The sequence below is a fragment of the Lentzea aerocolonigenes genome, assembly GCF_000974445.1.
Lineage (GTDB): Bacteria > Actinomycetota > Actinomycetes > Mycobacteriales > Pseudonocardiaceae > Lentzea > Lentzea aerocolonigenes.
The window spans coordinates 339965-359854 of the sequence record NZ_BBOJ01000008.1 but is presented as its reverse complement, the minus strand read 5'-3'; the positions used below and the strand labels follow the sequence as shown (position 1 = coordinate 359854).

The 19890-nt window shown below is 65.0% G+C and carries 15 protein-coding genes; 8 read left to right on the top strand and 7 right to left on the bottom strand.

What is annotated here, in order from left to right; translation table 11 throughout:
• Positions 1-41: 41 nt before the first annotated feature.
• From nadD to AOM45_RS18135, 3 genes are all read right to left on the bottom strand, one after another.
• Entirely contained in the window at positions 42-623 is a 582-nt protein-coding gene (gene nadD / locus AOM45_RS18145) for a nicotinate-nucleotide adenylyltransferase (RefSeq protein ID WP_035910439.1), read from the bottom strand.
• Between the two features lie 179 nt (positions 624-802).
• On the bottom strand, positions 803-1882 hold the full coding sequence (locus AOM45_RS18140; protein ID WP_236703730.1) for a cytochrome P450: 1080 nt from the start codon (positions 1880-1882) through the stop codon (positions 803-805).
• Positions 1883-1988: 106 nt separating this feature from the next.
• Positions 1989-3254 carry a glutamate-5-semialdehyde dehydrogenase gene (locus AOM45_RS18135; protein WP_236703729.1) on the bottom strand — a complete coding sequence of 422 codons (1266 nt, stop codon included), beginning with the start codon at positions 3252-3254 and terminating at the stop codon, positions 1989-1991.
• Between the two features lie 155 nt (positions 3255-3409).
• On the opposite strand from AOM45_RS18135, the gene AOM45_RS18130 reads away from it, so the two are divergent.
• The 5 genes from AOM45_RS18130 (at position 3410) to AOM45_RS18110 (ending at position 11983) form a co-directional block, all read left to right on the top strand.
• Positions 3410-5494 carry a RecQ family ATP-dependent DNA helicase gene (locus AOM45_RS18130; protein WP_030468103.1) on the top strand — a complete coding sequence of 695 codons (2085 nt, stop codon included), beginning with the start codon at positions 3410-3412 and terminating at the stop codon, positions 5492-5494.
• A gap of 78 nt (positions 5495-5572) precedes the next feature.
• A complete protein-coding gene (locus tag AOM45_RS18125; RefSeq protein WP_059362567.1) occupies positions 5573-7042 on the top strand; it encodes a PIN-like domain-containing protein in 1470 nt (489 codons plus the stop codon).
• A gap of 53 nt (positions 7043-7095) precedes the next feature.
• On the top strand, positions 7096-9621 hold the full coding sequence (locus AOM45_RS49590) for an ATP-binding protein (RefSeq protein ID WP_081902175.1): 2526 nt from the start codon (positions 7096-7098) through the stop codon (positions 9619-9621).
• On the top strand, positions 9618-11363 hold the full coding sequence (locus AOM45_RS18115; RefSeq protein ID WP_030468106.1) for a DEAD/DEAH box helicase family protein: 1746 nt from the start codon (positions 9618-9620) through the stop codon (positions 11361-11363). The genes AOM45_RS49590 and AOM45_RS18115 overlap by 4 nt, the downstream gene beginning before the upstream one ends.
• A gap of 26 nt (positions 11364-11389) precedes the next feature.
• Positions 11390-11983 carry a KpnI family restriction enzyme N-terminal domain-containing protein gene (locus tag AOM45_RS18110; RefSeq protein WP_156093861.1) on the top strand — a complete coding sequence of 198 codons (594 nt, stop codon included), beginning with the start codon at positions 11390-11392 and terminating at the stop codon, positions 11981-11983.
• A gap of 61 nt (positions 11984-12044) precedes the next feature.
• Here AOM45_RS18110 and AOM45_RS18105 read toward each other — a convergent pair whose 3' ends face one another.
• On the bottom strand, positions 12045-13286 hold the full coding sequence (locus AOM45_RS18105) for a DNA cytosine methyltransferase (protein ID WP_030468108.1): 1242 nt from the start codon (positions 13284-13286) through the stop codon (positions 12045-12047).
• A 104-nt stretch (positions 13287-13390) separates the two neighbouring features.
• Here AOM45_RS18105 and AOM45_RS18100 point away from each other — a divergent pair, with 104 nt between their 5' ends.
• A complete protein-coding gene (locus AOM45_RS18100) occupies positions 13391-13891 on the top strand; it encodes a very short patch repair endonuclease (RefSeq protein ID WP_030468109.1) in 501 nt (166 codons plus the stop codon).
• Between the two features lie 29 nt (positions 13892-13920).
• Here the strand turns inward: AOM45_RS18100 and AOM45_RS18095 are convergent, their stop codons facing one another.
• Entirely contained in the window at positions 13921-14874 is a 954-nt protein-coding gene (locus AOM45_RS18095; RefSeq protein ID WP_030468110.1) for a type-2 restriction enzyme NaeI, read from the bottom strand.
• Between the two features lie 80 nt (positions 14875-14954).
• Here AOM45_RS18095 and AOM45_RS18090 point away from each other — a divergent pair, with 80 nt between their 5' ends.
• Positions 14955-15944: a PrsW family intramembrane metalloprotease gene (locus AOM45_RS18090; protein WP_236703728.1), complete on the top strand. Its 990-nt coding sequence runs from the start codon at positions 14955-14957 to the stop codon at positions 15942-15944.
• Here the strand turns inward: AOM45_RS18090 and AOM45_RS53500 are convergent.
• Positions 15941-18106: an Ig-like domain-containing protein gene (locus tag AOM45_RS53500; RefSeq protein WP_156093862.1), complete on the bottom strand. Its 2166-nt coding sequence runs from the start codon at positions 18104-18106 to the stop codon at positions 15941-15943. The two genes, AOM45_RS18090 and AOM45_RS53500, sit on opposite strands and share 4 nt — an antisense overlap.
• 190 nt (positions 18107-18296) lie before the next feature.
• Here AOM45_RS53500 and AOM45_RS18080 point away from each other — a divergent pair, with 190 nt between their 5' ends.
• Entirely contained in the window at positions 18297-19481 is a 1185-nt protein-coding gene (locus AOM45_RS18080) for a cytochrome P450 (protein WP_035910442.1), read from the top strand.
• Here the strand turns inward: AOM45_RS18080 and AOM45_RS18075 are convergent.
• Entirely contained in the window at positions 19459-19869 is a 411-nt protein-coding gene (locus AOM45_RS18075; protein ID WP_030468114.1) for an anthrone oxygenase family protein, read from the bottom strand. The two genes, AOM45_RS18080 and AOM45_RS18075, sit on opposite strands and share 23 nt — an antisense overlap.
• Positions 19870-19890: the final 21 nt, after the last annotated feature.

Sequence of the window (19890 nt, the reverse complement as noted above, 5' to 3'; positions counted from 1 at the left end):
CCCCGAGACCACGGATGCACGCGAAATCCACTCGAACGTGGTCACGACTCGGAGTACAAGCCAGTTTTGGCGATGTACTGGACCACACCGTCTGGGACCAAATACCAAACCGGCTGACCGGAAGCAGTGCGTGCGCGGCACCCGGTGGACGAGATGGCCATGGCCGGGACCTCGACGAGCGAGACGGCCCCTGGCGGCAGGTGGTGGTCGTCGAGCGTGTAGCCCGGACGGGTGACCCCGATGAAGTGGGCGAGCTCGAACGCGTCGGCGGCGCGCTTCCACGACAGGATCTGCTCCAGCGCGTCGGCTCCGGTGATGAAGAACAGCTCCGCGTCGGGGTACTGCTTCTTCAGGTCCGTGAGGGTGTCCACGGTGTACGTGGGGCCTTCGCGGTCGATGTCGACCCGGCTGACGGAGAAGCGGGGGTTGGACGCGGTGGCGATCACCGTCATCAGGTAGCGGTCCTCGGCGGCGGAGACCTCTCGCGACGCCTTCTGCCAGGGCTTTCCCGTCGGCACGAAGATCACGCGGTCCAGGTCGAACCTGGCCTGCACCTCGCTGGCGGCCACGAGGTGACCGTGGTGGATGGGGTCGAACGTGCCACCCATGACGCCGATGCGCATCAAAACAGCGTAGACCGGCGCCGGGCCGCTCCCGTGGCCCGGCGCCGGTCGTGCTGATCACACCGCACGGCCCCGGGGGAGGACGGGCCGTTCGGGTCGCGGCCCACCCCGAAGCAGAGCCGCGTGATGGAGGAACGCACGCTCCCGTCCCCCATGACGCGACCCGGCCAAGATTTTTCTCACCAGGCCACTACGAGCCGCACAGGCCCCCTGACCAGCGAACCCTTGCGGAACTCGACGGGTTCCGCGAGCCGCAGACCCGGCATCCTGCGCAGGATCGCACCGAGCGCGACCTGCAGCTCCATCCGTGCGAGCTGCGAACCGAGGCAGAAGTGGATGCCGTGCCCGAACTGGAGGTGCTGGCCCACCTCGCGCTCCACGTCCAGTTCGTCGGCGTTGGGATACACCGACTTGTCGTGGTTCGCCGACGACAGGACCACCAGCACGGCGTCGCCTTCCTTCACCAGCGCGTTGCCGACCTGGACGTCCTCGGTGGCGATGCGGGTGAAGCCGGCGCCGCTGCCGAGCGGGATGAACCGCAGCAGCTCCTCGATCGCGTTGGGCAGCGTCTCCGGGTTCTCACGCAGGCGCTTCATGGCGTCCGGGTGCTCGAACAACGTGATGACGCTGTTCGCGAGCATGTTCGCCGTCGTCTCGTGACCCGCCACCAGCAACGCGATGCCGAAACGGACCAGTTCGTCCTCAGTGAGCCGGTCGTCGTTGTCACGAGCCGCGACGAGCGCGCCCATCAGGTCGTTCGTGGGCTGTGCACGGCGTTTAGCGACGAGGTCGGTGAAGTAGCCGTAGAGGCTCATCATGCCGTGCATCGCCTCTTCGGGCGTGTGGCCGCCGATTGTGGACAGCACCTGGTTCGACCACGTGCGGAACTCGGCGCGGTCCTCGAACGGCACTCCGAGCAGCTCGCAGATGATCGTCATCGGGAACGGCATCGTGAAGCCCTCGACCAGGTCGCCGGGGTTGTCCAGGCGGTCGAGCAGCTCGTCGGTGATCTGCTGCGCGCGCGGCCGCAGCTCCTCGATCCGGCGCACCGTGAACGCCTTGGACACCAACCGGCGCATGCGCGCGTGGTCCGCGCCGTCGTGCGTGAGGATGGACTCGCCCGGTGCGATGAGGGGCTGCATCCTCGGCACGTCCTGGTTGACCGTTCGCGCTCGGCTGAACCTCGGGTCGCCGAGAACGAACTCCGTCTCTTCGTAGGACGTGACGAGCCAACCCTCGCCGCCAAACGGGTACGTCACGCGCGAGACAGGTTCTTCACGCCGTAAACGTTCGTAGGTCGGATCGAGGGTCAGGCCATCGGGTTCGGAGAACGGATACGTGGGAGCCATGTCTCCGAAGGTAGAGCTACGCCTTCGGGCGGGTGTGGCCTTCGCCCCACACGACCCATTTAGAGGACGTCAGCTCGGTCAGGCCCATCGGGCCGCGCGCGTGCAGCTTCTGCGTGGAGATCCCGATCTCCGCGCCCATGCCGAACTCCGCGCCGTCGGTGAACGCCGTGGAGGCGTTGACGAACACGGCCGCCGCATCCACACGGGCCGTGAACCTGCGTGCTGCTGCGACGTCGTTCGTCACGATCGCTTCGCTGTGACCGGAGCCGTACGTCGCGATGTGCTTCACCGCGTCGTCGAGAGAGTCGACCACCTTCGCCGCGATGTCGAGGCTCAGGTACTCGGTGCCCCAGTCGTCGTCGGTCGCCTTCTGGACGTTCGGCTGCTGAGCGAACTGCTCGTCGCCATGAATGGTCACGCTCTCCTGCTGCAACGCCTTGGTGATGCGCGGAACGAACTCCGCCGCGACGTCCTTGTGCACCAGGAGCGACTCCGCGGCGTTGCACACGCTCGTGCGCCGCGTCTTGGCGTTGAGGACGATGGCCTCGGCCATGTCGAGGTCGGCGTGCGAGTCCACGTAGACGTGGCAGTTACCGACACCGGTCTCGATCGTGGGAACCGTCGCCTGCTCGACGACGGCGTTGATCAGACCGGCGCCACCACGCGGAATCACCAGGTCGACCAGACCGCGCGCGGTGATGAGGTGCGTGACGGACGCGCGGTCGTGGCACGGCAGCAGCTGCACGCAGTCGGCCGGCAGGTTCACGCTTTCGAGTGCGTCGCGCAGGACGGCGACGAGCGTGGTGTTGGAGTGCTCGGCGGTCGAGGAACCGCGCAGCAACGCGGCGTTGCCCGACTTCAGCGCGAGCCCGGCGGCGTCGACCGTGACGTTCGGACGGCCCTCGTAGACCATGCCGACGACGCCCATCGGGACGCGGACCTGCTTGAGCTCCAGGCCGTTCGGGAGGATGCCGCCCTGGATGACCTCGCCGACCGGGTCGTTCTGTCCCGCAACGGTTTCGAGGCCCTTGGCGACGCCTTCGATCCGGGCTTCGGTGAGGGTGAGACGGTCGAGGATGTTCTCCGGGAGACCCGCTGCCCTGCCCGCTTCGAGGTCCTTCTGGTTGGCCTCGATGATCTCTGGCGCGCGCTGGCGGAGCGCGGCGGCCATCTCCTGGAGCGCGGCGTCCTTGCGCTCGCGGGTGGCGAGGACGAGTTCGTCGGCGGCGACGCGGGCGCGGCGAGCTGCCGCGTGCACCTGGTCGCGCAGGTCATCAGTCACGCCGCACAGCTTACGACCTGCGGTTGAGTGCCAGAAAACGGTTTGCGGCCCGCTCGCGAGGTCGCGTCGGTAAGACGAACAGAGGCGACCTCGCCGCCGTCTGCGGAACAGCGGCAATCAGAAACTGTCGGACCTGCCTGGCAAGCTTGCTCTCCATGGACGACATCGCACTGCGAGAACTGGCGGAGGAGCGGCTCCGAGCACTGGCAGGCCCCGAGGCCGTGCTGCGCGAGGACCAGTGGACCGCGATCCACACCCTCGTGGCCCAGCGCCGCAGAGCTCTCGTCGTCCAGCGCACCGGCTGGGGCAAGTCGGCCGTGTACTTCATCGCGACGGCGTTGCTGCGTCAGCTCGGTGAGGGACCCACGGTCATCGTGTCGCCGCTGCTCGCGTTGATGCGCAACCAGATCGACGCGGCGGCACGGGCGGGTGTGCACGCGGTGACGATCAACTCGGCGAACACCGACGAGTGGGACGCCGTGCAGGAGCAGGTCGCGGCCGGCGACGTCGACGTGCTCCTGGTGAGTCCGGAACGGCTGAACAACCCCGATTTCCGGGACGCGGTGCTTCCTTCCCTGACGGCGTCCGCGGGCATGCTCGTCGTCGACGAGGCGCACTGCATCTCGGACTGGGGGCACGACTTCCGGCCGGACTACCGCAGGCTGCGGACGTTGCTGACGGAGCTGCCACCGGGCGTGCCGGTGCTGGCGACGACGGCGACGGCGAACGACCGGGTGGTGCACGACGTCACCGAGCAGCTGGGGCTCGGCGCCGACGAGGGCACCCTGGTCCTGCGCGGGCCGCTGGACCGCGACAGCCTGCGTCTCTCGGTCGCGCTGCTGCCCACCGCGGAGTCGCGCCTCGGGTGGCTCGCGGAGCAGCTCGACCGGCTGCCCGGCTCCGGGATCATCTACACCCTCACGGTCGCGGCGGCGGACGACATCGCGGCGTTCCTCGCGTCACGGGGCTTCGCGGTGGCCGCGTACTCGGGCAAGACCGAGCCCGCCGAACGCGAACGCGCCGAGGAGGACCTGCTGAACAACCGGGTCAAAGCGCTCGTCGCGACCTCCGCGCTGGGCATGGGTTTCGACAAGCCGGACCTGGGGTTCGTCGTCCACGTCGGCGCGCCCTCCTCTCCCATCGCGTACTACCAGCAGATCGGGCGCGCGGGCCGCGGCGTCGAACGCGCCGAGGTGGTCCTGCTGCCGGGCCACGAGGACCGTGACATCTGGGCGTACTTCGCGTCGCTCGCCTTCCCCGCGGAGGTTGTGGTCAGGCAGGTGCTGTCCGCGCTCGACGGTGCGGGCAGGCCGCTCTCGACGGCGGCGCTGGAGCCGGTGGTCGAGCTGTCGCGCAGCAGGCTCGAGGTCGTCCTGAAGGTGCTGGACGTCGACGGCGCGGTGCGGCGCGTGCGCGGTGGGTGGGAGTCGACCTGGCGGCCGTGGGAGTACGACGGCGAGCGGTACGCGCGCATCGCGGAGGCGCGCAGGGCCGAGCAGCAGGTGATGATCGAGTACCTCCGCACCGGGTCGTGCCGGATGAAGTTCCTGCAGGACCAGCTCGACGATCCGACCGCGCGCGAGTGCGGCCGTTGCGACAACTGCACCGGAGAGCGGTTGTCGGTCGAGGTGTCGGAGACCGCGGCCGGCGCGGCGCGCGAACGGCTGCTGCGGCCGGGCGTGGACGTGGCCCCGCGCAAGATGTGGCCGACGGGCATGGCCGCGATCGAGGTCTCGCTGTCGGGCAAGATCGGGCCGTCGGAGGTCGCGGCCACGGGCAGGGCCCTGGGCAGGCTCACCGACATCGGCTGGGGCAACCGCCTGCGCGACCTGCTCGCCGACGGGGTCGACCAGGAGATCCCGGACGACGTGTTCGCGGCCTGTGTGAAGGTGCTGTCGGCGTGGGGCTGGGACGAGCGTCCGGTCGGCGTGGTGACCGTCGGTTCACGGCGGCGGCCCGCTCTGGTCGGCAGCTTCGGTCAGAAGATCGCGTCCATCGGCCGGTTGCCCCTGCTCGGCACCGTGTGGCTCGGTGAGTCGACGCACCGCGCCAACAGCGCACAGCGACTGGCCGGGCTCGTGCGGTCGGGCGAGGCACCGGACGTGTCCGGTGTGGACGGTCCGGTCCTGTTGGTGGACGACCACATCGACACCGGCTGGACGATGACCGTGGCCGCTCGGATGCTCAGGAAGGAGGGGGTGCCATCGGTTCTTCCGTTCGCGTTGGCGGTGACGAACTGAGCACCGGACCGAAGGACATTCCTCACCAGAAGGAATACCAGTTCACGATCATGCCGATTTGAGGCATCCTTCTCAACCGTGACTGGCAACTCAGATGAGCTGTCCCTGCTGAAGCTGTACCGAGCGTGGGTAGGCAATGCAAGCTCCACCGCCGGAGCGGCACCCGAACAGTTCTATCGCAACGCCCTGATCGTCCTGGACACCAACGTCCTCTTGGATCTGTACCGCTACACGTCACCGGCCAGGAATCAGGTACTCGATGCCCTTGAGCTCGTATCGGATCGCCTGTGGCTTCCATATCAGGTAGGCCTCGAATTCGTCCGAGGGCGTCCCAAGGTAATCAAAGATCGAATGGATGACCTCAGGCACGCTGGCGCACGCGTCCAGAACCACCTGGACAGTGCGTGGAAGAACGTCGCTGCCGCGGCCAGTGAGGTCAGTCAGCTTCTGGATCAGTACGCCGCAGATGAGGATGGCCAGTCTGAGCTGCGCGCCCTCATCAACAAGAACACCTTTCAGGACATGATGAAGTCGTGGAAGGAGGCGCTACTCGAACGTGTCGCCACGATCACCAGCACTCAGGATATCGCACTCAGCACGCTTGCCGCTGGTTCAGACAGCGTTCTTCCTCGCGTGTCCAGGCTCTTCGGCGACCGGCTTGGCAGGCAGCCGCAGCCCAGCAAGGTTCGTCAGCTAGTCGAAGACGCGATATCCTACCGATTTCCGAACGAGATACCTCCAGGGTTCAAGGATACGGCGAAGAGCAACGCGACAGACCTGCAGATCGCCGGAGATTTCCTCCTGTGGGAGGAGCTCTTGGAGCACGCTGCCACCCTCGCGGAACCCCGGCTCGTCCTTCTGGTATCCCGTGACACCAAGGAAGATTGGTATCAGACCAATGTGCCGGGTCAGCCCGACCGCCCGTGGCCCTCATTGATCGACGAGATGCAGGTGCGGGCAGGAGCAGCACTCTTCATCACCCAGCCAAAGGATTTCTACAAGGGGATTCGCGACTACCTTCGGGCAGACATCAACATCCGCACCGTGGAGGAGATCAGTCGCGCAGCCGATCAGGACAACGAATCAGCGCCTTTGGCATACGAGCCGGTCTCTAACCACAACGCGGCACGGCGTCAACCGCCTCCAGGCCTGGCTCTGACCGCGTACCAGGCGACTCCGCTCACCTCAACAGCGATCCGGGAAGCACTCGAGGATGTCGCGCACCGTGCCTTCCAGTGGTGGCTCATCGGCCTGACGGCCGAACTCGGTCTTCGTGTCCAGCAGGAAGATGAACCCGCTGTCGACATGCAGGCTACGGTCCATTCGCCCGTGCCGCCCGCACCGCAGTGGAGGCCAGGAAGCGATCTCCCGCTCGGGGAGTGGCCTCTCCGCAGTAAAACCTGGGTGGCACCCTGGTTCGCGCAGATGGTCAAAGCGACTCCCACAGCCGATCGCGTAGCTCTGCTGCGGCTCGCCGTAAGACAACTCAAGCGGCAAATGGGTGAAGACACCTCCAAAACACACGACAGTGACCTGAGAGACAACTAGGCTCGCCGACTCAACGGCCAAGCACCCAGTCGCCCCGATAGGACTGCCCGGAGATGCCGCACAAGCTCCTTGACATCACACCAACACCACAGGTCCTCATCGCGCTGACGCGAACGCCTATCACCCCTATCGACGCAATCAGCGAACTCATCGACAACGCAGTGGACTCTTTCCACGCTGCCGAGGTTCAAGGAATTCGGTCCCCGGTGCGGCACGTAGTCATCGAAGTTCCTGGACTCTCGGAGGTAAGTCGCGGCCAAGGCTTGATCCGTGTTCGCGACACGGGCGCCGGCTTGACCGATGAACAGATCGGGCAAGCGATGCAGGCCGGATACTCAACTAAGAATCCCTTCGACACGCTCGGCTTGTTCGGGATGGGTTTCAACATCGCCACCGGCAAGCTTGGCCGCATCACTCGCGTGATCTCAGCTAGGCCAGAAGACGAGAAAGCTGTCGAAGTCCTGCTTGACCTGCCCCAACTCGTGAAAACAGGAAAGTTCGAGGTCAACTCAGAGCTGATCGACAAGCCACAAGGCTTTGAACACGGCACCATCGTCGAGGTTCGAGGCTGGTGGCCGACAGGCGATCAGAATGCAGGGTTCATCCGCGAGGTAGCCAAGATGCCAAAACATGCGCTTCGCGAGCGAATTGGCCGCCGTTATGCCACACTGATCCGTGGCGACAGCCAGCACGCCGTCAAGATAACGGTGAACAACACCCCGTGCCAACCATTTGAGCATTGCACCTGGTCAGCTGAACGCTTCGTTCAGCGTTCTGGACACGGAACTATTCCCGCACGGATCACCATTGACGAGGAGCTCGGCAGCTCTCGCCGATGCACCCATGACGGCACAGACTTCAACGGGAACGAGACCTGCCCTCGGTGCGGCGGAACTGAAAGTCGCCAGTTGTCTCAACGCGTGCACGGCTGGGTGGGGATTCAGCGGTTCGACGACAAGGACAAGTTCGGCATCGACCTCATCCGAAACGGTCGCGCGATTCGCGAAGCCGAAAAGGATGCATTTTTCGAGCACGTTGACGAAACCACCGGGAATCGCGAGCGCGAATATCCAACCGATCAGCAGTACGGTCGCATAGTGGGCGAGATTCACCTCGACCATGTACCAGTTGACTTCCAGAAACAGAACTTTCAGCAGGCCACAGACGAATGGCAGAGCGCCATGCAATATCTGCGCGGCGATTCACTACTCCCCAGTAAGTGGACCGACGACAACCCGAACGAATCGCCCGTATCGAAGCTTTTTCAGGGCTACCGCAAGGTACGCAACTTCGGCCTGCCCGACATGTACATGGGCCGCTATGACACCGTAAAGAAGAAGGCAGTACGAATTCCACGAGAGACCGAGGCTGATTACTATCAGAAATTTATAAACAAAGAAGACGGATACTTTGACGACTCCAAGTGGTGGGAACTTGTAGAGTCCGCAACGGAAGCACCGATCGAAGCTCTACCCGAGTGCCCTGACTGCAGTTTTCAAAATGTCAACGATGCAGAATCGTGCACCGGCTGCGGCAAGATTTTGATAGGCAAGCCTTGCTACAGTGCGGACTGCAAAGAGAAAGTGCCCAAGTCCGCCGATACCTGCCCGAAGTGTGGCGCAGATCAGACTCCAGAACTTCTTTTTCCTTGGCGCTGCAACTTCTGCGAAAAGGAAAACAAGGCAGACTCCGACCATTGCAATACTTGCGGAAGCCTTTCTGGAGCTCCCCATCCTGCAAGCCCTGAGGTCCTCAGGCTCGAATCAGAACTACGCGACGAGCTCGGCGCCCGCGGGCTGAGCATCATCCTCTCGAACGGCGTGAAGACCAACCCAGTGGACATCTTCGTCCATGCAGTCCACCGGCCAATCGCGGTAGCACACCAGCGTCCGTCCGTGCCCTTGGTGACAGACAAGAAGTCAGGCTCTATCACGATTTTCGCAGACCTGAACCACGACGTCTTCGTGAGCAATGGGATCCGCCCGGAATACCTAATCGCTTCTGAAGCAGCCCAATACATCTACGACCTGCACTCGAAACTCCACGGGAAACCCGGACACACCGTCGCAGTACTGACAAGCGACTTGCTGATACAAGGCTGGGGCGAATCGGTCGTCGACAACCCTGACACGGTTCGCGACGACATCAAGGGCTTGTTCGCCGACATCACCGAGCGCGTCTTGGACATACCGCATGCCGCGGACTTCTACAGTGAACTCGACGAAGCACAGCAGCGCTCGATGGCAAACGAAATGATCCGCGCAAACGTTGACCTGGAGGAAATTGGCAGACTCAAATCCGGCGCCTACCTCAAGTATTGCAACCGAGACGCTCTCGCCGCCTTCTTCGGCCGTTATCCGATTGCTTGGTTCGGAGGAAAAGTCTGGACCGACCACTGGCCAGAAGACGGCCCTCTGGGTTCAGTCGTGTCCGCAAAGCTCCAGGAAGAGCTGAAGATCAAGTACTTGCGGTGCATGGAGGACTGTGCTTCATACCTTCGCTATGAGCAGCCGGAGCAGCTACTGGTAGTCCGAGCGCGCGCCGCTGCGGAGTTTCTGACCAACAAGCTCTCCTCATGACGCAGCGCATCGTCAACGACCTGCATCTGGCCGGTTCAAGTTGGCGGGCGTTCGAGCGCACGGTCGAACGCATGCTGATCGCCAAAGGGTACGAAGGCGTGCAGCGAGTCGGCGCGTCAGGAGATGGCGGCGCCGACGTGATCGGAACGTACAACGGCCGCAGATGGCTGTTCCAGGTCAAGCGCTGGCGAACGGCGGTCGGTACCTCCGTGGTCGACGAGACGATCGAAGCATGTCGCCGGTACCAGGCAGACATTCCAGCCATTGTCAGTTTGAACGGCTTCGAGAATGGTGTGCGAAGCCTGCAGAGCACTCTCGCCACGAGCGGTATCCCGCTGCAGCTTTGGGACCGGCGAGCGCTGCTCAAGCAAGCTGATCGCATCCCGGACGCACCGTTGTCACAGCGCCTCCCGGAGCAGTTCCAGCTGCGGTCGTACCAAGAGCAAGCTGTGGACAGAACGATGAAGGAGCTGCTCAGCGGCTCACGCAGCGCGCTGGTGGTGCTTGCCACTGGTCTGGGTAAGACGCTCGTGGCTGCCGAGTTCTACAGGCGGTTCAGCTCTTTGCGGCCGGGCGCCAAGGCCCTCGTCTTGGCGCACCGCAACGAACTCGTCTACCAGCTCGAGCGATCGTTCTGGCCAATGCTCCCGGCATCTGCGGCAACGGGGGTCTGGAACGGCTATGAACGGCCGGCACCACAGACTCTCGCCGATCTCGACGTCGTCTTCGCTTGTGTGGACAGTGTCGCGTCGCATGTGGCGCAAGGACGGACCTTGCAAGACTACAAATTGGTCATCGTGGACGAATGCCACCACCTCGGTACCGGCGCGTACGACTCGGTCCTGGACGATCTTTCTGCCGGAGACGGTGGAGCGTTCCTGGTTGGTATGACGGCCACGCCGTGGCGGCCTGACGGCAAGACGCTCCATAGTTGGTTCGATCACCCCGTCGTCGACCTCGACCTCGTCCGAGGACTCAAAGAGGGTTACCTCGCCAACGTCGACTACAGGATGTTCACTGACAACATCGACTGGCACAAGCTCGCCCACGGGCTGCCGGACGCGGATGTCACGCTAACACCGCGCGGAATCAATCGGACGATCTTCATCGAAGAGTGGGACGACGCCGTCGTAGAGCGGCTCGCCGAGGCCTGGAAAGAGGTTGCCCAGCCACGAGCGATCGTCTTCTGCGGCACCATCGATCATGCCGAGCGCATGGCAGCTCGCATCAATGCGCTCGGATTCACCCGGTCTAATGTGATCGCATCAAAGACCAGCGACGGCCGATCCATCGACACGCCTACGCGCAGCCGTGTGCTGTGGGACTTCACCGACGGCCGCATCGGAGCGCTTTGTGCTGTCGACATATTGAACGAGGGCATCGACGCGCCGGATGTCAACATCGTGGTGTTCCAACGCGTCACTCACAGCAGACGGATTTTCGTTCAGCAACTGGGCAGGGGACTCCGCCTCGCCCCCGGCAAGGATCGTGTCCTCGTACTGGACTTCGTGTCGGACATACGGCGCTTCGCCGCCGGCCTTGACTTGCAGAACAACCTGAACGGCAATCGCCCTGGTTACGACCCTCGTGTGAGGCTCGGTAACAAGGTGACGTTCATGCGAGCTGGGGACGTCGACGAGCAAGGGACACGCTTTCTCCGTCAGTGGCTTGGAGACCTCCAAGCCGTGCAGGACGCGGGCGAGGACGTCCACGTCCTCCGGTATCCACCAAGTCTGCAGTAACCAGCTGAAGCAGAAGGGGAAATAGCTTGACCGCATCTCGGTATCCGCAGGGTGACTGGAGCCGGTTGAGGCCCGATACAGCGGCCGCAACCGAAGATCTGCTGGTCCAGCTTCGGAGCGGAACCTCCAGTCAGGACCTGCTCGACACCTATTTGTACGCTAAGCGGCTCCTCGCTGAGTCCATGCAGGCTTACGTACGGCTGGGCCTTCCGGAGCGGTGCGAAGAGTTTCATGAGCTGCGCGCCCAACTCGGCACTGAAATGGAGCGACGGTACGGTGGCACCGTTCCTGCGGCCTATCTCGCCGTTCCCTATGGGAGCCGTGTGCACGAGGAGTTGTTCAGCCTGCTTTTGCAACGCAAAGGCCAGAACGTGGAGGCAGCCCTGCTCAGGGTCGTGACCGCCGACTCCGTCCACACCGAGCGCCGCCTGCGAGAGTTGCGCGAACTGGGCATGGATATTGTGAGCCTCGAGTCAAACGACATCGACTACTACGTGCTCGGATCACTCGATCTGACCTACGAGCTGATCCCTGCGATCATCCGGAACACCGCGAAGAGGAAGAAGTACGTCGCGATGTCGAAAAAAGACCTCATCGCCATCGTCGGGGACGACGACTGATGCTGAGCCGGATGTCCACCTTAGCCGGGCACTTTGCCTATGTGGACATCCAGCCTTCCTCCTAGCTGATCTTTGTGCGGTGGCGCACGAACATCTCGTGCCGCAAATGACCCTCTTGGCCTGTGAAGGCCTTGAACGGCCCCAGTTTGTACGCCATCGCCGAAGCACCGTCCTTCGTCTCGACCTCGAAGTCACGCCCCAGATCAGAGATCGTGCGCTCCAGCTCATATGCCTCGATGGGTCGACCGACAGCCCTTTCCAGCTGCCGGTGAGTCATGAAATCGCCCGACTCCTTCAGCGCCCGGTACAACGGGTTGTGGTCGCTGTCGACCGCCCGATCCCTGCCCTCACCCTCCATGTTCAAGGCAGCACGGATGCGCTTGCCGATCGCTTCAGCCACGGGTGGCGGGAAAGCGTTACCGATCTGGCGGTATCGCGAGGTCTTACGACCCTCGAAGATCCACTCGCCGTCGCGCCACCCTTGGATCCTGGCAACCATCTCGCAGGTCAGCTTCGGTCCTACCTTGAACTTGTCGCCAGGCTGGGGCGGCGCGTCAGCGACTCCCATTGCGTCGACACCGAGCTCTGCCCACGCCCGCTTCGCGCGAGTCGGGCCGAGGTCAGCTCCGCCATGTTTCTTGGAGCCACCCACGATGGTTGGTGCGATGTCGTTCGCCTGAGCCGCCCACTCTTCGGCACCTTCCCAGCCGTCCGCGGCCATGAGGTCCTTCAACGTCTCCCCCACCGTGGGTGCCGCACCGGTCGGCTCAGGCCAGGTGAAATAGGGGGCGAACTTGTTCTGCAGAGCGACAAGTACGAAACGCGGCCGGAGTTGAGGAACCCCAAAGTCCGATGCGTGCAGGAGACGCCACTCAGCGACGTAACCCATGTCGTTCAGCCGATCGAGGACGTGCTGCCGGTAGCCGGCGAACCTGGGCATACTGAGGCCACGGACGTTCTCGAGCATCAAGGCGCGCGGCTTCATGACATCGCACAGCTCAACCGCCCAGGCGAACAGGTCCCGCATGTCGTCGGCACCGAGCTGCTTGCCCGCGATGCTGAATGGGGGACAAGGCACACCACCAGCCAGCAACGACACCCCCAGGTGTTCCATCGGGTTCAGCACGGAAGGATCAGCGACGTCGCCAGTGATCACCACGTCCGACTTGAGGTTCTTGCGCAGCGTCGCTGCCGCGTTCACGTCCAGCTCAACGGCAAGCCGATGACTGAAGCCAGCTTTCTCAAGCCCCAGCGCCTGACCACCGGCACCGGCGCAGATCTCCACTACCTCGAGACTCTGCACAAGCGCCCCTTTCGCGTCCAAATGTGATCAGGTGTACCTCGCGATGCAGTATCGTCCACCGGCGCCCCGTACCTGTAGCCAACCGGCACAAGAGGCTTTCGCGCATGTCTGATAAGAGCAGCAGAGCTGCCGCCCGCGCTCGAGCACACGCGAGCGGTACCTACCCAGCGCCGCTGAACGCTGGGCGCTCGCGGAACATGCAGGCGAACCGGCGCAGTGGTACGAAACCCGAGGCTGCACTGCGAAGCGCGCTCTTCAAGCTCGGGTACAGGTATCGCAAGGATTTCCTGCTGCGCCTTGGCGACGGCGTCAAGGTCAAACCCGACATCGTCTTCACCGCCCGGAAGGTCGCTGTCTTCATCGACGGCTGCTTCTGGCATGTGTGCCCAGACCACGGACGACAGCCTACGACGAACGAGTGGTACTGGTCGCCGAAGCTCAGGCGGAACGTCGAGCGCGATCGAACGGTCAACCAGTCCCTCACCAACGCCGGGTGGAGGGTGTTGCGGGTTTGGGAGCACGAAGAGCTGCAAGACGCGGTAGCAGCCGTCGTGGACACCCTTCATCATCTCGAACATGGGTTCGACACTAGTGCGGAGGACTGACAATTCCCGGAGTCTGGACGCGCCACGCCCTACTCGGCTGATTTCCGGGGCACAACCGGCGCCTCGACGATGGGGTCGCCAGGCACGGCTACGGCCCAGCGCCGCCCCTGGATCTCAGCGGTTTGCCGCTGGTCTCCCTCGTCAGCCGGTACCACTCGTGCTGCGACGACCTGCCCCTTGCGCGGCACCGGCAACCCGAGATCGTTCGCCACCTTCGGATCGTTGTCCTGATGCCCAAGAATGATGATTCCTTCAGGCCGAAGGATCGAACGCGCGCCGCCTGACCCGCGTACGCGCTTCATGAAGTCGTCCTGCTGCGCCACAGTCGCTATGACCGCTCTCCCGATGAGACGCCCGTGCACTCGGCGGAACAGTTCGTTCACGCGCGCCTGACCGTGCTGATTACCGCGGCTGGATTTCGCTGAGAAGATCTGATCGCGCACGTCACCGGGGATGTGCAGGAGCAGGTTCTCCTGCAGCTTTCCGTGATCTGGCCACAGTTTGACAACTTGGGCACGGCCTTCGGGTGTGAGTCGCCGCTTGAGGTCACGGTTGGCAGTGCCGAGGAACTGGGGTATGACCTTCACCAGTCCTGCGGTCCATGCGCACTGCTGATCACTTGCCCAGATGACCAGACAGATGTGCCCGATCGACTCCGGAGGCAGCATCCAAGCGCCCTGGCTCATCGAAAACTTGCAGTCGACCTGCACTCCTGCAATCTCGTAATCGGTCTCAAAGCCGTCACCGAACTGGAACTCACGGTGCAGGTTGATCTCCACCAGGGTTCCCATGTGCGTCTTCTCGGTCTTGTGCAGCTGATCGAAGTTCCACCTCCCGGTTCGCTGACCGTCGTACAACTGGTCGAGCGTGTCTCTCAACACACCAGCAGTCCGGTCACCGTCTGGGTCAAGGCTGTACAACGTTGCCCGAACCCGCTCGAGATCGTCATCGGGTTCCGCGAACTGCAGCGGCAACTCAGTCATGTGACCCCTTCAAATCTGATGATCTTGGCATGGGCTGCCCCCAATGACACGCTCCATTCTGTGCTCGAAGCACTCAAGGCATGGGTGTGAAGTTGTCCGCGCAGGCCATGAGCGAGAAACTCCGGCCCATGGTGATGCCGGTACCCACAACGCGCCGTCGCAGGTCGTGGTTGCGGATGTTCCTCGTCGGATCGGCTCTGTGGGTCGCGACGGTGGTGATCACCTACATCACCGGCAACGCCAACCTGATCCCGACCATCGTGCTGCTGGGCAGCTTCCTGGTGCCGGGGACGTTCGTGACCTGGGCGTTCGAGCGCGGTCACTCCGGTGAGGTCACCGGGGAGCTGGTGTTCAGGACGTTCGCGGTCGGTGGTGTGCTGGGCGTGCTGGGTGCGTCGTTGCTGGAGACGTACCTGCTGCATCCGTCACCGCTGCTGTTCGTCGGTGTCGGGTTGATCGAGGAGATGGTCAAGCTAGCGGCGCTGGCGTTGCTGACGCGGCACCTGGCTCACAAGTCGTGTCGTGACGGGCTGGTGCTCGGGGCGAGCGTCGGGTTCGGGTTCGCGGCCTTCGAGTCGGCCGGGTACGCGCTCACGGCCACGATCACCGAGAACGGGTTGTCGCTGATCGACCTGGTGACGACGGAGTTGTTGCGCGGGTTCCTCGCTCCGTTCGGGCACGGGTTGTGGACGGCGATCCTCGGTGGCGTGTTGTTCTCGCGCAGTGCTCGCGAGCACTTCATGTTGACCGGGCGGCTGTTCTGGGCCTACCTCGGTGTGTCGTTGCTGCACGCCTTGTGGGATTCGATGAACAGCATCGCCGTGCTGATCACCATGGTGCTGACCGACCAGCCGTGGCAGGAGCAGGCCCTCGAGGCCGGGTACATGCCACAGCCGACGGCGGTGCAGGTGCGGCTGTTCACGGCCTTCACGTGGCTCGGGCTCGCGTTGATCTCGGTGGTCGGGCTGATCTGGCTCTGGAGGCTGGTGCGTGCTTCGCGGCGGGAGTTCGCGCCGGTGCGCGGGTATCCGTTGCGCACCGACGCGTCGTGGTGGCCCGGTCCCCGCTAGCAGTGGTGGACGCCGGACGTCGCGGACGACACCACGAGGTCCACGCCGGGCAGGGTGATGTGCGCGCCGTTGACCTTGAGGCCGCCGGGCGCCGGTACCTGTTCGTTGATCACGATCTTGCCGCCGGGCAGCGGGATCGTGGTGTTGGGCGCCGTCGTGACGGTGACCGGGATGCCTGCGACGGTGAGCGCGCCGATCGTGACGGTGCCGGTCGCGCCGCCGCACGTGCTGCGTGACGTCGCCACGACGTCTCGCAGGGCGACGACGCCGATGCCGAGTTCCGCGACCGACGCGCGTGTGGTCGAGGTGCCCGGTGCCAGGGTCGTGATCACCGACGCGCAGAGCGCCCAGGCGTTCAGCGGTGCCGAGACGGTCGCGGTGCACGGTGGTGCGGTGGTCGTGGCGCGGGCGACGCGGACTTCGCCCGTGTCGGGGGTCGGTGCCACCGTCAGGCCGAGGACTCGTCCGGAGACGCCGAAGCCGCGGCCGGTCATGTGTCGCAGGCCGACCGCGGCGGACGTCTGGCTCGGTTCGTAGAACTGGTCGCCGGCGAAGGTCGCCGTCACGGGCAGGGTTCCGGCCGCGTTCAGGGGTTGGTCGACGGACGTGATGGTGCACTCCGCCGTGCCTTGGGTGTTCGTGGTGTCCACACAGGACTGTGTGCCGCCGAGGCCGAGCTGGACGCTGCGTCCGGCGACGGGTGTGCCGTCGTCCTCGATCAGCTTGGCGGCGAGCCGGGCGGGTTCGGCGTTGGCGACCGTGGCGTCGCCGGTGTAGATGAGGCCGGTTTCTTCTTTGGTGACAACGAAATCGATGCCGGTATCCGACGGCAGCAGGCCCTTGGTGCCCGCGAAGGCCGCGGTCAACGGGTACGTGCCGGCGGGTTCACCTGGCGTGAGAGCGCAGGACGCCACCCCGTCGGCGTTGGTGGTGCCGGTGCAAGTCTCGGTGTCGTTGAGCTTGAACGCGACAGGCTGGGAGGCAACAGGTGCGCCGAAGACCGTCAGGCGGGCGGACACCGTTGCGGGGTCGTGGAAGTCTCCGGTCACGGCGCCCGTGTAGGTGAGCGTGGTCGGTTTGCGCGTCACCTCGAACCGGACCTCGGTGCGTGACGGCTGGTGCGTCACGTCGCCGCCGTAGCCGATCGCCAGCGGATAGGTGCCCGCGACCTCGTCCGGCGTGATCGAGCAGGACGCGACGCCGTTGGAGTTCGTCGTGCCGACACACGTTTCGGTGGCGTTGAGGCGGAACACGAGCGGGGCGTTCGGCACTGGCCCGCTCGACGAGGTGAGGCGTGCGGACAGCATCACCGGTTCGCCGGTGAAACCGGAAGCGGGACCTGTGTAGGTGATCGTCGTGGACTCGACGAGGTAGCTGATGGTCACCGACGGCTCGTCGGTGGTCTCCTCGAGCACGAAGCCCGACACCCCGGCACCGGCGTGGCCCGAACCGTTGCCGCCGTCACCGCCGTCGACCGCGACGATCAACGGGGTCGGTGCCTGGAAGCCGGACGCGCCGCCTCCGCCACCGAACCAGCCACCGCCGCCTCCTCCCCCGCCGCCACCGCCGGCGGTCGCGGGGTTGCCGGGCGCGCCGACGCCGCCGAGCCCGAAAACGCCGGGAAATCCAGGGAATCCACCGGGTCCCGGGACGCCCGGCGAGCCGCCGTTGTTCTCGCCCGCGTTGCCACCGTTGCTGCCCGAGATGCAGCCGATCGCGAAACAGCGGCCTCCCCCGCCACCGCCACCAGGTGCGACGACCACCCTTTCGCAGCCCGCGCAGAGCCGCACGTGGCTCGCGCCGCCACCGGCACCGCCCGCGAACGGGGTGCCGAGCCCACCGGACGCGCCGCCGCCGAAGCCGGGTTCTCCGCCGTTCGCGCCGCTGCCGTCGCCGCCGTTCTGACCGACCGCGACCACGAGTTGCGTGACGCCGGGAGGAACGGCGAGGTCCGCCGTGGCGCGGAAGCCCGGTCTGCCGCTCGGGGCCGAGTTGTCGCCGCCGTCGGCGCCCTTGCCGCCACGGCCGCCGATGGTGACCACGCGGAGCTTCGTGACGCCCGCGGGGATCGGGTAGGTCTGTTCGCCGCCGGTCGGGTGGAACGTCTTCGACACGAAGTGGTCGGCGAGCGCCGGTGGTGCGAACACGACGGCGGTGCTCATCAAACCGATGGTGAGTGCCATCGCGAGCCTGGCTCGGGACACGGTGGTGCCTTCCGTGCGGTGGGCCCCGACCCGGCGAAAGGATCTCGCAGCGCGGTTCGGCACGGCACGACATTCACCCGAACGCCACGCGAAGTGAGCCGATCGGACGCCAAGCCCGCCACCACCGCGGTGTGGCAGTGTCGGGGCCATGATTCCGGACGTCGTGCGGTTCCGGCAGGCCGATCTCCTCTCCGCCCTGCACCGGCGGTTCGGGCCGGTCGTGCGGATGGGCCCGTACACCTACCTGCTCGGGCCGGAGGCGAACAGGTTCGTGTTCGCCCACTCCGAGCTCTTCGAGGTGGAGCGGGCGTTCCAGGTGCTGGTGCCGGTCGACGGGCCCACGTCGTTGATCGTCAGCGACGGCGAGGACCACAAGCGACGGCGGAGGCTCGTGCAGCCCGCGCTGGTGCACCGGCAGATCGCGAGCTACGTGCCGGTCATGCAGGCCAACGCGGAGGCGGCGCTCGACGCGTGGCGGCCGGGCGAGGTCGTGGACGCCTACCAGGAGTTCCGCCGGGCGATCCGGCGCAGCACGATCCACGCGTTGTTCGGCGAGGAGCTGGCGCGGGAAGCGGACTTCTTCGGGGCACACCTGCAGGTGCTGATCAACCTGATCGACCGCAACCCCGCGGTGGTCACGTTGCTCAGACGGACGAAAGCCCCGGCGTGGCGCAACGCGATGAGGGCGCGCAGAGCCGTCGACGCACGGGTGTACAAGGCGATCGAGGAGACACGTCAAGGCAAGACGACCGGTGACGTGCTCACCTCTCTCGTGCACAGCGACGGCCTGAGCGACCTCGAAGTGCGCGACCAGGTCGTGACGCTCATCGCCGCCGGATACGAGACCACCAGCGGTGCGATGGCGTGGGCCATCTTCAATCTGTTGCGGCACAACGGCGTGTGGGAGCGCGCCTGCGAGGACGACGACTACTTGGCGAACGTGGTGAACGAGACGTTGAGGCTCTACCCGCCGGCGGTGGTTTCGGCACGCGTGGCGGCGCAGCCGTTCGAGTTCGCCGGGAAACGGATCAAGGAAGGCACGTTCCTGCTGTACAGCCCGTACGTCACGCATCGGCTGGCCGAGGTGTGGCCGGATCCGCTGCGGTTCGACCCGGACCGCTGGGAACGCAAGCCCGCGCCACACGAGTTCCTGCCGTTCGGCGGCGGTCCGCACCGGTGCATCGGTGCCGGGCTCGCGACGACAGAGCTCACCGTGATGCTGAAAGCGTTGCTGCAACGGCCGAAGCCGGAACTGCTGAACCAGCGCATCACCCCCACCGGCGTCGCCGCGATGCGCCCCAAGCACGGGCTCAGAATCCGAGCAGCAGGGTGACCGTCGAGGCGAGGCAGGCGACGCCGCGCACGTGGTTCCAGAGCGTCCACGTGCGCAGGTAGGCGGGCCAGTACGCGTCGTCGGTCCTCTCGAGACGGTTGTTCATCGGCACGTTGACGACCATCGTCAGAAGGAACGACCCCACGATGTAGAGCAGGCCGCCCACGACCCTGCCCTGGAAGACCTCGATGCCGCACAGAACGACGTTGCCGAGGAAGACCAGCAGGAATAGCGGGTTCTGGATGCGGACGTTGATCCGGCGCATGGCCGCACGGGCGTCCTCGGCCGGCAGGTCGGCGAGACCGGGCATGACGGCGGTGGAGAAGGCGAAGAACAGGCCGGCCATCAGACCGGACGCGGCGGCTGCGATCAGCGTGATTGTCCCCATGGCGTTCACTCTGTCGCCTCA